The 12176-nt window shown below is 74.4% G+C and carries 11 protein-coding genes; 4 read left to right on the top strand and 7 right to left on the bottom strand.

Annotated elements, in window-relative coordinates; all coding sequences use genetic code 11:
• Positions 1 to 198 precede the first annotated feature (198 nt).
• The 4 genes from ACWGKU_RS29575 to ACWGKU_RS29560 form a co-directional block, all read right to left on the bottom strand.
• The gene (locus ACWGKU_RS29575) at positions 199 to 2229 is read right to left on the bottom strand and encodes a flotillin family protein (protein WP_387685517.1); all 2031 of its coding nucleotides are present in this window, start codon (positions 2227 to 2229) and stop codon (positions 199 to 201) included.
• A gap of 90 nt (positions 2230 to 2319) precedes the next feature.
• On the bottom strand, positions 2320 to 3054 hold the full coding sequence (locus ACWGKU_RS29570; protein WP_452180039.1) for a hypothetical protein: 735 nt from the start codon (positions 3052 to 3054) through the stop codon (positions 2320 to 2322).
• A 293-nt stretch (positions 3055 to 3347) separates the two neighbouring features.
• A complete protein-coding gene (locus tag ACWGKU_RS29565) occupies positions 3348 to 4463 on the bottom strand; it encodes a PucR family transcriptional regulator (protein WP_401055256.1) in 1116 nt (371 codons plus the stop codon).
• 88 nt (positions 4464 to 4551) lie between these two features.
• A complete protein-coding gene (locus tag ACWGKU_RS29560; protein ID WP_452180040.1) occupies positions 4552 to 5319 on the bottom strand; it encodes a GntR family transcriptional regulator in 768 nt (255 codons plus the stop codon).
• A gap of 290 nt (positions 5320 to 5609) precedes the next feature.
• Here ACWGKU_RS29560 and ACWGKU_RS29555 point away from each other — a divergent pair, with 290 nt between their 5' ends.
• A complete protein-coding gene (locus ACWGKU_RS29555) occupies positions 5610 to 6365 on the top strand; it encodes a tyrosine-protein phosphatase (protein ID WP_452180041.1) in 756 nt (251 codons plus the stop codon).
• Between the two features lie 132 nt (positions 6366 to 6497).
• Positions 6498 to 7061 (top strand): DUF4291 domain-containing protein, encoded by a 564-nt coding sequence (locus ACWGKU_RS29550; RefSeq protein ID WP_401051761.1) that lies wholly within the window; start codon positions 6498 to 6500, stop codon positions 7059 to 7061.
• A 9-nt stretch (positions 7062 to 7070) separates the two neighbouring features.
• On the opposite strand, the gene ACWGKU_RS29545 is transcribed toward ACWGKU_RS29550, so the two are convergent.
• Both ACWGKU_RS29545 and ACWGKU_RS29540 read right to left on the bottom strand, forming a co-directional pair.
• Positions 7071 to 7916 carry an ABC transporter permease gene (locus tag ACWGKU_RS29545; RefSeq protein WP_401051759.1) on the bottom strand — a complete coding sequence of 282 codons (846 nt, stop codon included), beginning with the start codon at positions 7914 to 7916 and terminating at the stop codon, positions 7071 to 7073.
• On the bottom strand, positions 7913 to 8824 hold the full coding sequence (locus ACWGKU_RS29540) for an ABC transporter ATP-binding protein (protein ID WP_452180042.1): 912 nt from the start codon (positions 8822 to 8824) through the stop codon (positions 7913 to 7915). The genes ACWGKU_RS29545 and ACWGKU_RS29540 overlap by 4 nt, the downstream gene beginning before the upstream one ends.
• A gap of 134 nt (positions 8825 to 8958) precedes the next feature.
• On the opposite strand from ACWGKU_RS29540, the gene ACWGKU_RS29535 reads away from it, so the two are divergent.
• On the top strand, positions 8959 to 10233 hold the full coding sequence (locus ACWGKU_RS29535) for a sensor histidine kinase (RefSeq protein WP_452180043.1): 1275 nt from the start codon (positions 8959 to 8961) through the stop codon (positions 10231 to 10233).
• Positions 10230 to 10895 (top strand): response regulator, encoded by a 666-nt coding sequence (locus ACWGKU_RS29530; RefSeq protein ID WP_401051752.1) that lies wholly within the window; start codon positions 10230 to 10232, stop codon positions 10893 to 10895. Before ACWGKU_RS29535 ends, ACWGKU_RS29530 begins: the two co-directional genes overlap by 4 nt.
• Positions 10896 to 11023: 128 nt before the next feature.
• Here ACWGKU_RS29530 and ACWGKU_RS29525 read toward each other — a convergent pair whose 3' ends face one another.
• Positions 11024 to 12124 (bottom strand): hypothetical protein, encoded by a 1101-nt coding sequence (locus ACWGKU_RS29525; RefSeq protein ID WP_452180044.1) that lies wholly within the window; start codon positions 12122 to 12124, stop codon positions 11024 to 11026.
• Positions 12125 to 12176 lie beyond the last annotated feature (52 nt).

Here is a 12176-nt window from a genome sequence, read left to right as displayed (position 1 = left end):
GCCTGGGCCCGGTCGGCGAGTTCGGCGGCGGCTCGGGCGAGCCGGTCGCGCAGGACCTCGTAGGTGCCGGCGTCGAGCCGGGCGTCGAGGGCGTCCACGGTCACGGTCACGTTCCTCGGTCGGTTCGGTCGGATCGGGTGGTTTGGGGCGGTTCAGCCGGTTCGGGCGGCGGGTCGGAACGCCCGGTCGCTCAGCGGGTCACTTGGAGCCGTTGGCCGAGGCGAGGCCGCCGGCCAGGACCCCGAGCGGGGTCTCCGCGACGCCCAGCTGCCGCGCCGACTCCAGCAGCCGGCGCAGCTGCCCGGCCTGGTCCCCGGCGCCCGAGCCGATCAGCTTCATCAGCAGGGCGGAGACCGTCAGGTTCTGCACGTCCGCCGTGGAGACCGAGGAGAGCACCCTGGTGAGGTCCTCGGTGAAGCTGGCCCGCCCGTCCAGCCAGGGCCCGGCCAGGGTCTGCGCGGTCTGCGAGTGGCCGACGAAGGCGTCCAGGCTCTTGCCGGCCGACACCGATTGCACCAGCCGGTCGAAGAAGACCGAGTCCCCGCCGACGATGTCGATCTTCGCCTTCTCCAGCCCGGCCGCGACCAGCGCCGCCTGGGCCTCGGCGATCTGCCGCTGGGTGTCCAGCCCGGCCAGCCGGACGTCCTTCTCGGCGGCCAGCCGCAGACGGTACTCCTCGTGCCCGCGCGAGGCCTCGTCCAGCTTGGCCATCGCCGCGGCCTTCTCGGTCAGGCCCTCGGCCTCGGCCTTCAGCCTGCCGCCGACCTCCAGCGCGGCGGCCTTGGCCTTCTCGACCTGGACGACGGCCTCGGCGCGGCCGACCTTCTCCACCGCCGCGGCCTCCTGCTCACGGACCTGGACCCGGGCCAGGCCCTCGGCGGCGGCCTCCGCCCGGATGCCCTCGGCCATCCGGATCTTGGCGGCCGCGTCCAGCTCGGCGGCCCGCTGCCGGGCCTCGGCCAGCACCAGCGCCTCGCGGGCCTTGTGCGAGGCGGCCTGTTCGGCGGCCTCGGCGGCCTTGATGTCCTTGACGAGCTTCTCCTGTGCCTCGGCCTCGGCCTGGATCACGACGGCCTTGCGGACCCGCTCGGCCTCCTCGGTGGCGCGCAGCGTCTTGACGGCCTCCTCCTGCTCGGCGACGGTGCGGTCCACCGCGACCCGCTCGCGGACCACGTCGGCGACCTCGCGCTTGGCGGACTCGACCTCCTTCTCCTTGGCGATCGTGGCGAGCTGGGTCTCCCGCTCGCGGCCGACGACCTCCAGCAGGCGGTCCTTCTCGATCCGCTCGTTCTCCACCGCGATCACCCGCTCGCGGTTCTTCTGCGCCACCGCGACCTCGCGGGCCTGGTTCTCCCGCTGCACCCCGAGCAGCTCCTCGGTGCGCAGGAAGGCGGTCTGGGCGTTGAGCCGCTCCTCCTCCTGCACCCGGGCGATCACCGCGTCCTCCTTGGCCCGCAGGGTCTCGATCTCGCGGCGCTGGCGGATCTCGGCGTCGGCCTGCCGGCGCTCCAGCTCCAGGACGGCCTCCCGGGCGTCCACGTTCTGCCGGGTGATCTCCTTCTGCTCGTTGCGCTGGTACTCGTTGGTGCGCACGTGCTCGATCGCCGTCAGCTCGGTGATCTTGCGGATGCCCTGGGCGTCCAGGATGTTGTCGGAGTCCAGCTGGCTCATCGGCGTCTGTTCCAGGTGGTCGATGGCCGCGTCCTCAAGGGTGTAGCCGTTGAGGTCGGTGCCGATGACCGCGATGATCTGGTCCCGGAACTCGTGCCGGTGGGTGTACAGGTCGGTGAAGTCCAGCTGCTTGCCGACGGTCTTGAGCGCCTCGGCGAACTTGACGGCGAAGAACTCCTGGATCGCCTGCGGGTCGCTGGCCCGGGCGGTGCCGATCGACTGCGCGACCTTGATGACGTCCTCGACGGTCTTGTTGACCCGGACGAAGAACGAGATCCGGATGTCCGCGCGGATGTTGTCCCGGCAGATCAGGCCGTCCCGGCCGGCCCGGTGGATCTCCACCGTCTTCGCGGTGATGTCCATCAACTCGGCCTTGTGGAGCACCGGGAGGACGATCGCGCCGGTGAAGGTCACGTCCACCTTCTTCGTCCGGGAGACGATCAGTGCCTTGCCCTGCTCGACCTTCTGGAACAGACGGCCCACGAACAGCAGCATGGCGAGCACGATGAGCAGCACGACGGCGACGAGCACGCCGAAACCCACGGCGATGGTGTCCATCACGGAGTCCTTTGACGATGGCGAGTTGGTGCGAAGGGAAGTGCGGTGGGGGTGGGTGGAAACGTGTGACGCGGCGTCAGTGGACAGGCGTCAGTGAACGGCCGGCGGGTCGAAGGGCGCCACCAGGAAGTGCTCGCCCTCGGCGTCGTAGTCGAAGATCAGGGCGGTCCGCCCGGCCGTCAGGGCCGGTTCGGGCGTCGCCGTACGGACCTGGACGGTCGCGGTGGAGCCGTCCTCCGCGGTGACCTCGGCCTGCCCGAAGTCGGCCGTCACCCGGCCGGTCCGGATCACGCAGACCCGGCCGACGAAGTCCCCCCGGGTGACCGGCCGGTCCTGCGGGAACAGCCGCGACAGCGGCCGGACGAGCACCCGGGTGCCCGCCCAGGAGGCGACCAGCGCGACGACGAACACGCCGCCGCGCGCCGGTGCCCCCGAGGTGAGGACGGTGCCGGCCAGGCTGACGAACCAGGCGATTGCGACCAGCAGCGACACCGCCACCGTCACGGGCACCCCGCCCAGCCCCAGCGCGTCCAGCACGCCCGTGTGGTGGCCGGCGCCCTGCCGGCCGGACCCGTCGTCGGCGCCGTGCCCCCCGGCACTGTGCCCCCCGTGTCCGAGGTGCCCGGCGTGCCCCCCGTGCCCGGCACCCAGGTGGTGCCCCGCGTGTCCGACGTCCACCTGGTGCCCGCCGCCGTGCCCCCCGTGCACGGCGCCCGGAACCAGGCCGCCGAACAGCATCAGCGACCAGTACCCGACCACCACCACCAGCGCGAAGCTGAACAGCGCCGTCGGGAAGGCCAGCGCGGCCGCGAAGAATCCCCCCATCCCGGCCACGCTCCCCCGTCTTCCCGCCGGCGCCGCGCTTCGGCGCCGGGGAGATCATGACAGTGCCGCCGCCCCCCGCACATTGCCAGGATCCGGCAATCTTTACGCCCTCTTGACACCCTGGTACGCACGGCCCGCGTGACACTGCAACAGCTCGGCAACAGGACGGCCGCCGGACGGTTCCGGAGCCGCCCCGCGGGTTTGGGGCGGGGGGCTCCCGTGGCGCGGGACCGCGGCGGTCGTATCGCGCACTACAGCCGTCGTACCGCGTACTACAGCCGTCGTACCGCGTACTACAGCGGTTGTTCCGGCCAGTTCAGCAGCCGCGCACCCATCGCCGCCGTCTCCAGGGTGAAGCGCTGGAGCGCGTCCGCCGGGTCGTACCCGGTCAGCGCCTTGATCCGCTCCAGCCGGTAGCCCAGCGTGCGCACGCTCAGGCCCAGCCGGCGCGCCGCCTCCGCGTTCACGTACGCGGCCTCCGCCTGCACCGCGATGGTGTCCAGCAGCGGACGGGCGCCGCCGCGCGCCTCGGTCAGCGGGCCGAGCACGCTGCGCACCAGGTCGGCCATGGCGGCCCGGTCGCGCATCAGCACCGGGAAGACCAGCAGCTCCTCGGCCCGCAGCTGCCGGGCCGGCAGGTCCAGCCGCTGCGCGTAGTCCAGCGCGTCCAGCGCCTCCTCGTAACTGCGCAGCACCCCGCTCGGCCCCGAGTGCCGGCGGCCGGTGGCCACCCGCAGCACCGGGCGGTAGCCGGGGCCGGGGCGCAGCGTCAGCTCGGCGAAGGCCTCCAGCACGGCCCGCTCGGAGTCCGGGGCGATGCACACCAGCCGGCCGTCCTTGCTGGCCAGCAGCACGTCCCGCTCGCCGAACCGCCCGGCCAGCTCCCGCTCCACCCGGTGCACCAGCGGATGGACGTCCGCGAACGGCTCTTCGCCCACCGCGACCGCCACCGTGTACGAGCCCGCCAGCCGCAGCCCGAACCGCTCCGCGCGCTCGGCCAGCAGCCCGAGGTCGCTGCGGCCGAACAGCAGGTCGTCGATGAACTCCCGGCGGGCCGCCTCCTCCTGGCGGACGGCCAGGCGCTGGGCCCGCTCGTGGCCCTCGCCCAGCGCGGCCAGCGCGGCGTCGGTGGCGGCGAGCACCGCGTCGCCCGTGCGGCGCAGCTCGGTGACGCTGCTCGCGGCGGCCGTCCCGGGCAGGGTCTGCCAGGCCCGCCGGGCCGCGGCCAGACACTGCGCCACCACCTCGCGCAGCCCGTACCCGGCCTCGGCGCAGTGCTCGCCGAGCTTGCGCAGGCGCTCCAGCTCCTCGCGGCGCGGCAGCCGACCGGTGCGGGAGACGTCGGCGAGCAGGACGAGATAGACCTCGGCCAGCTCGCCGGGTATGTCGTAGTCGATCTCCTCGATCACCGTGCTCTGCCCGCCCCCGTACGGCCTGGTGTTTCGGCGCTGAATTTATCAGGGGCGCTCCGGCCGGGGGCGGGCGCGGCGGCCTTCGCTACCGGTCGCGGAAGTGCAGGACGAAGCGCGCGCTGCTGCCGTCGATCCGCCGCCGCACGTACAGCGCCGGGGCGCCGTCCGGGGTGCAGCTGACGCCCTCGCGCACCAGCAGCGCGGTGCCCGGCGGGACGCCCAGCAGCTCGGCGTCCGCGAGGTCCGCGCCGACGGCGCCGAAGGCCCGCCAGTCGTACTCCAGTTCCACCCCGGCGGCCCGCGCCAGGTCCGGCACCAGGTTCCCGGAGCGGCCCGGCCGGACCAGCTCGGCGGGCAGCGGGCCGAACGGCACCCAGTAGCTGCACGCCGCCCGGGCCCGCCCGCCCAGCCGGATCACCGAGTCCACCCGGGACAGCTCCGCCGGGGTGCGGCCCAGCTGCCGGGCCGCCTCCGCGTCCTGCGGCGAGCCGGTGACGGGCGGAGCGGCCACCACGAACTCGCCGTCGGTGCGCTCCTCGTTCGGCAGTGCGGTGGGCACGCTGCCGAGGTCGAAGCGCTGGCTGCGCGGGTCCACGGCGATCGACACCCGGACGGCCGGCGGGCGGACGAAGGTGCCCACGCCCCGGCGGATCTCCACCACGGCCGCCCGCTCCAGCTCCGCCACCGCCTGCCGCACGGTCAGCCGGTTCACGCCGAACTCGGCGCTCAGCTCGGACTCGCTGGGCAGCCGGGTGCCGGCCGGGTAGGCGCCGGCGTCGACGCGCTCCTGGATCCGGCGGGCCAGGCGGCGGTACACCGGGGTGTTCGGGGAGCTCGGGGGGTTCGTCGCCACGGGCCCGATCCTACGGAGCCCGCCCGCGCCGCCGGGGTCGGTCCGTGCCGCCCGTGCCGCCCGGGCCGCCGGCCGGGCCCGCTGCGGCCGCCCGCGCCCGCTTCCGCCGCCCGGATCGCCGTGGCCGCCCGGGTCGCCGTGGCCCGCCGAGGGGAGTGGGATGGAGGGATGCATCGATCGAGGCTTGCCCGGCGACCCCGGAACGGGTTACACATCTAGACGTCTAGATGTCTCCGCTCCGGATCTTCCCCGTCCCGTCCCGGGTGCGGCTCCACCGAAAGGCCTCCCGCATGTCCCTGGTCAACTTCCGTGACGCCGCCGTCCTCGGCGACCCCGAGGGCCGGCGGGTCCGTCCCGGTGTGCTGTACCGCTCCGCCCAGCCGTTCCCGGCCGCCGACGAGGCCACCGTCGCCCAGCTGCGCGGCTGCGGCATCCGCACCATCGTGGACCTGCGGGACCCGCGCGAGACCGACCCCGAGGACTGGGCCGCCGCCGCGGCCGCCGGGATATCCGTCGTCGCCGCCCCGGTGAACCCCGCCACCGACGCCCTCACCGCGCGGATGCGCACCATGGCCACGGCCGCCGACCTGGGCGACTTCTACGTCCTGCTGGCCGAGTCCGCGCCCGAGGCGGTGGCCGCCGCCGTCGACGCCACCGTCCGCCCCGGCGCCGTCCTGCTGCACTGCGCCGCCGGCAAGGACCGCACCGGCCTGCTGACCGCCCTCCTGCTGGACCTCCTCGACGTCCCCGCCGAGCACATCGTCGCCGACTACACCCGCACCGCCGACGCCCTCCCGCAGATCTTCGCCGGCCTCGCCGAACGCCACCGCACCGCCCTCAACGACCGCACCACCTCCCGCGTCACCGACTCCCGGGGCCACAACCTCACGATCCCCGCGCCCCTCCTGGAGGCCCCGGCCGAGGCCATGTCCGTCTTCCTCGACCGCGTCCGCACCCACCACGGCGGCGCGGCCTCCTTCCTCCCCGGCTGCGGCGTCCCGGCCACCACCCTCGGCGCCTTCCGCGCCAAGGCCGCCGCGGCCTGAGGCGGGTCCCAGGGCCTGAGCCGGGCGTCACGGGGCCACGGTCCGAGGACGCCGCGGCCCCGCCCGGTAATCCCGTTGCGCCGGGCGGGCCCGCGCTGGCAGCGTGCCGGGGGGCGAAGGGGGTGCCGCGAGATGACCGCACTGCGCGAGATCCGCGCCGACCACGACGCGCGGACGATCGTGCTCTACCAGGCGTACCCGCCGGCCGTCGCCGACGCGGCGCTGGCGGCGGGCCGGTTCACGGCGCCCTTCGGCTTCCACCGGATGACGTGGATCAAGCCCTCGTTCCGCTGGCTGATGCACCGCAGCAACTGGGCGCAGAAGCCCGGACAGACCAGGGTGCTGGCGGTCCGGATCACCCGGGAGGGCTGGGAGGAGGCGCTCGCCCGCGCCGTGCTGACCACCGCGCACCCGGACGAGGTGGCCCGCGCCGAGGTCCACGTGCAGTGGGACCCGGAGCGGTCGCTGCGCGGGGCGGCGCTGAACCACTACAGCATCCAGGTGGGCATCGGCCGCTCGCTGATCCGCAGCTACGCCGAGGAGTGGGTCGTCGGACTCACCGACCTCACCCCGCAGGTGCGGCGGATCGCCGCGCTGGTCCGCGACGGTCAGCCGGCGAAGGCGCAGCGGCTGCTGCCGCCCGAGCGCCCGTACCGGCTGCCCGCCGCGACCGCGCGGCGCCTCGGCCTGGGGTAGCCCGGGGCCTCACACGTCCCGGCGCCGCACCACGAGCACCGTCGCCACCAGCGCGGCCAGGCCCCACAGCCCCATGGTGATCCACGAGTCGAGCACGCTCGGCGCGTACTTCCCCATCGTGGTCGTGGAGTGCGGGGTGATGGTGAGCCGCTGCACGGTGGCCAGGGGCAGGTGGGTGCCGATCTCCTTCAGCCACCGGTAGCGGTCCCCGCCGAACATCATCGGCAGGATGAACATCAGCATCACCAGCGAGACGATCGAGGCGGTGGCGTGCCGCAGCAGCGCGCCCAGCGCCATCCCGATCAGCGCGCAGACCGGCACGATCGCCGCGTAGCCGAGCACGGCCCGCAGGCAGCCCTCGTCGGTGACGGAGAGCCCGACGTGCCGGGAGGCCAGCATCGCGTTGACGGTGAAGAAGGAGACCGCCGACACCACGAGCCCGGCGAGCGCGGTGATCCCGCCGATCAGCAGCACCTTGGCCGCGATCACGCCCCGGCGGTCCGGCACGGCGGCGAAGGTGGTGCGGATCAGTCCGGTGGTGTACTCGCCGAACACGGTGATCGCCCCGAGGCTGCCGGCCGCGACCGCCATCAGGTCGCTCGCGATGTTGCCGAGGCCGTGGAACAGCGGGTCGTAGGTGTACGGCGGCTGGCCGGGCATCCGCGGCGGCGGGTGGTCGATGTACGTCAGGTCGGTGTGGACGGCGTTCACGTTGACCGCGATCGCCACCAGCGAGGCCAGCGCCAGCACCCAGTAGGTGGAGCGCAGCGAGCGCAGTTTGATCCACTCGGCGGCGAGCAGGTCCAGGAACCGGGGTGCGGGTTCGACGGTGGAACCCAGGGTCGCGGTGGTCATCGGGCCTCTCCAGCCGGGTACTCGACACTGTCGGCGGTCAGGGACATGAACGCCGACTCCAGCGACGACGTCCGGGCGGCCAGTTCGTGCAGCACCACGCCGTGGCGCAGCGCGAGTTCACTGATCCGCGCGGCCGGCATCCCCGTGACGATCCCGAGGTGCGGCTCCGCCAGCCGCACCTCGGCCCCCTCGGCGCGCAGGGCCTCGGCCAGCGCGGAGAGTTCGGGCGTCCGGACGGCCACCGAGGAGACCGCGTCGCGGGCCGAGAACTCGGCGAGGCTCTCGTCCGCGATCAGCCGCCCGCGCCCGATCACCACCAGCCGGTCCGCGGTGTGCTCCATCTCCGCCATCATGTGGCTGGAGACGAACACCGTGCGGCCCTCGTCCGCGAGCCGCCGGAACAGCCCGCGCACCCAGAGCACGCCCTCCGGGTCCAGCCCGTTCAGCGGCTCGTCGAACAGCAGCACCGGCGGGTCGCCGAGCAGCGCCCCGGCGATGCCCAGACGCTGCTTCATGCCCAGCGAGTAGCCGCCGATCCGCCGCCCGGCCGCCTTGCCGAGGCCGACCTCCGCCAGCACCTCGTCCACCCGCCCGAGCGGGATGCGGTTGCTGCGGGCCAGCGCCGACAGGTGGGCCCGGGCGCTGCGCCCGCCGTGCACGTCGCCCGCGTCCAGCAGCGCGCCGACGTGCCGCAGTCCGCGCGGCCGGCCGGCGAAGGGCACGCCGGCCACGGTGGCGGTGCCCGCGGTGGGGGTGTTGAGGCCCAGGATCATCCGCAGTGTGGTGGACTTGCCCGCGCCGTTGGGCCCGAGGAAGCCGGTCACGGTGCCCGGCCGGACGGTGAAGGTCAGTTGGTCGACGGCCGTGGTGGCGCCGTACCGCTTGGTCAGTCGCTCGATCTCGATCACGGGGACAACGCTGCCGGTCGGCCCCCGTCCCGGGCATCGGGCCGCGGGCCACAACCGCGGGTCGCCGTACTGGCCCCGGGGATTACGCCCCCGGGCCAATGCGCCGCCGGTCGGGCCGCCGATACCATCGCGCCATGATCACCGAACCTCGTCCGCCGCTGCTCAGGCGCCTGCCCGCGGGCGTGTGGGTGGCGGCGCTGTGGACGGCCCTGGTGGGGTTCCGATTCCTCACCCGCGAGGACGAGCTGCGCCACCTGTTGAACTACCACGGCAACCCCGAGGACATGCCGATGGTGGTCACCGCGGTGGTCACCACCCTGGTCGCGGCGCTGCTGGTCCGGTTGCCGCTGCTCGCCGTCGTGGTGGCGCTCGGGGGCGGGATGTTCGCGCTCGGGATGTGGGGCGTCCCGGAGGCGGCGCCGCTCCAGTTCCTGATCGCCGACGCGGTGGTCGGCTACTGCGCGGCCACCCGCTCCCGCCGGGTCTCGCTCACCGCCCTGGCGCTGCCGCTCGCCACCCTCGCCGGGCTGCTGATCTGGGGCGCCGTCAACGACTACCCCGTCAACCCGCTCGCCTACGGGGGCTTCGCCGCCACCGTGCTGATCGCCTGGCTGATCGGCAACACCGTGCACCAGGGCCGCGTCCACACCGAGGCGCTGCGCGGCCGGGCCTCCGAGCAGGCCATCACCGCCGAACGGCTGAGGATCGCCCGCGAGCTGCACGACATGGTCGCCCACAACATCGGCATCATCGCGATCCAGGCCGGCATGGGCAGCCGGGTCATGGACACCCAGCCCGCCGAGACCCGCAAGGCGCTGGAGGCGATCGAGGCCACCAGCCGGGAGACCCTGGCCGGCCTGCGCCGGATGCTCGGCGCGCTGCGGCAGGGCGAGGGGGAGTCCGCCCCGCTCGAAGTGGCGCCCGGGATGGGCGAGTTGGACCGACTGGTGGGGAAGGCGGCGGGCGCCGGGGTGCGGGTGGCGCTCACCCGGCACGGTACGGTCCGTCCGCTGCCGCCCGAGGTCGACCTCGCCGCCTACCGGATCGTCCAGGAGGCGGTCACCAACGTGGTCAAGCACTCCGGCACCCGGGACTGCCACGTCACCGTCGCGTACGGCCCGCGGGAACTCGCCGTCACGGTGGTCGACCTGGGCGCCGGAGCGGCGGGTGGCGCCCCCGGCACCGGCTACGGGCTGGCCGGCATGCGCGAGCGGGTCGCGCTGCTGCACGGCGAGTTCAGCGCCGGCCCGCGCCCCGAGGGCGGCTTCCTGGTCGCCGCCCGACTTCCGCTCCCCGAGGAGCCCCCCGCCGGGACCCCTGCCGAGTCCGCCGTCGAGCCCGTCGTCGGGACCCCTGTCGGGACTGCCGTCAGGACCGCCGTCGAGACCCCCGTGGAGGTGGGACCGTGATCCGCGTCGTCCTGGTCGACGACCAGCCGCTCATCCGCACCGGCCTGCGAGTGCTGATCGCCGACGCCCCCGACCTGGAGGTGGTCGGCGAGGCCGGCGACGGCGCCGAGGCCGTCGAGCTGGTCGCCCGGCTGCGCCCCGACGTCGCCGTGATGGACATCCGGATGCCCGGTACGAACGGCATCGAGGCCACCCGCCGGATCACCGCCGACCCGGACCTGCCCACCCACGTCCTCGTCCTCACCACCTTCGACGACGACGACTACGTCTACGGCGCGCTGCGGGCCGGGGCCAGCGGCTTCCTGGTCAAGGACCTCGCCCTGGAGACCATCCTGGACGGCATCCGGGTGGTGGCCGCCGGGGACGCCCTGCTCGCCCCCGGCATCACCCGCCGGCTGATCGGCGAGTTCGCCGCCCGCCCGGACGCGGAGGCCGCCGCGGCCCGGCCCCGCAGGCCGGTCGCCGCGGCCGTCACCGAGCGCGAGCGCGAGGTGCTCGTCCTGGTCGGCCGGGGCCTGTCCAACGCCGAGATCGCCGCGGAGCTCACCATCAGCGTGGCCACCGCCAAGGCGCACGTCGCCCGGCTGTTCACCAAACTCGACGCCCGTGACCGGGTCCACCTGGTCATCCAGGCCTACGAGTTCGGGCTGGTAGCCCCGTAGCCCCGTAGCCCCGTGACCCCGTAGCCCCGCGACCCTGCGACCCCGTGGCCCCGGCACGCGGAAGTGCGCCGGAGCGGGCCCGCACGGCCCGCTCCGGCGCCGGGCGAGGGCCTGCCCCCGCCCGGTCGTCAGTGGACGATCGCGTGCGAGACCTGGCAGCCGTTGACCCCGTTCGACCAGGTGCCCTGCATGGCGAAGGAACCCGTCGCGAAGCTCACGTTCTGCGCGCCGCCCGTCCCGCCGACGCCGTTCCAGGAGCACTTGTCGGCGTTCTCGTACCCGGTCGAGTCGGTCCAGCCGCCCGCCGGGTTCTGGTCGGTGATGGTCTCCGAGTACTCGTGGCCGTACACGATGGTCACGCCGTCCAGGGTGCCCGCGCTGCCGCTGTTGACGTAGTTCTGGCCGCAGGAGCTGCCCATGTCGGTCACGTACGGGTCGTTGGTGAACGCCACGTCACCGTAGGGGGAGGAGGCGGCGCCACCGGTCAGGGTGGTGTCGCCGTTCCAGTCGTGCCAGGCGCAGAAGCCTCCGTTCGGGGTGTTGAAGCCGTCCGGGTGGGTGCCGGTCGGCGACAGCACCACGTACTGCACGTTGCGGTTGGAGGCGGCGGAGGTGTTGCCGAAGTGGCCGGCGGCCTTGACCGCCTCGGCGGCCAGCTGGTGGCCGGTGGCCTGGCCGGGGGCGGCGGCGGACTCGTCGACCCAGACGCCGGCCAGCGCGCCGCCGGTCGGGTAGCCGACGTGCGCGGAGCCGGACGGGCAGCTGGTCGCGCCCGCGGCGACGCCCTCGCAGTACTGCGTCATGACGCCGGACCAGGTCTCGCTGTTGGTGCCGAGGCCCTTGAACAGCTGCTGCGCCCGGACGGCCTCGCCCTTCGGGTCGCCGGTCAGGGTGGTGTAGCCGCTGGAGTTGGTGCCCTGGGTGCCCCACTGGGTGCCCCAGAAGACCAGGTAGACCTTCGGCGCGCCGGTGGTGACGCCGATGCCGTCGACACCGCCGCCGTAGCTCAGGTTGTTGCTCGCCGGCTTGGCCGCGTTTCCGGCCTCCTTGGTCGGGTGCGCGCCGTGCCGGTAGGGGTGGGGCTGTCCGGCGAACTCGCCGGCCGGCCGGTTGTCCTGGGCGGCCTGGGCCGCCGGGGCGGCGGCGAAGCCGGCGGCGGCCAGCGCCAGGGCGCTGAGCCCGGTCAGGGCCCGCAGCCGCATCCGGCGGGAGGTGGGGGAGATGCCCATCGTGAGGGTTCCTCTCTGGTGCCGGGCGCGCCCGGGTACGGCGCGGCGGCAC

It is taken from the genome of Kitasatospora sp. NPDC054768, from assembly GCF_053612025.1.
This window is presented reverse-complemented; position numbering and strand designations above follow the sequence as displayed.

Bases quoted from the DNA above. Each gene is read 5' to 3' on its own strand.
- ACWGKU_RS29570 (WP_452180039.1), bottom strand. From the start codon at position 3,054: ATGGGGGGATTCTTCGCGGCCGCGCTGGCCTTCCCGACGGCGCTGTTC.
- ACWGKU_RS29550 (WP_401051761.1), top strand. From the start codon at position 6,498: ATGACCGCACTGCGCGAGATCCGCGCCGACCACGACGCGCGGACGATC.
- ACWGKU_RS29535 (WP_452180043.1), top strand. From the start codon at position 8,959: ATGATCACCGAACCTCGTCCGCCGCTGCTCAGGCGCCTGCCCGCGGGC.
- ACWGKU_RS29525 (WP_452180044.1), bottom strand. From the start codon at position 12,124: ATGGGCATCTCCCCCACCTCCCGCCGGATGCGGCTGCGGGCCCTGACC.
- ACWGKU_RS29575 (WP_387685517.1), bottom strand. From the start codon at position 2,229: ATGGACACCATCGCCGTGGGTTTCGGCGTGCTCGTCGCCGTCGTGCTG.
- ACWGKU_RS29555 (WP_452180041.1), top strand. From the start codon at position 5,610: ATGTCCCTGGTCAACTTCCGTGACGCCGCCGTCCTCGGCGACCCCGAG.
- ACWGKU_RS29545 (WP_401051759.1), bottom strand. From the start codon at position 7,916: ATGACCACCGCGACCCTGGGTTCCACCGTCGAACCCGCACCCCGGTTC.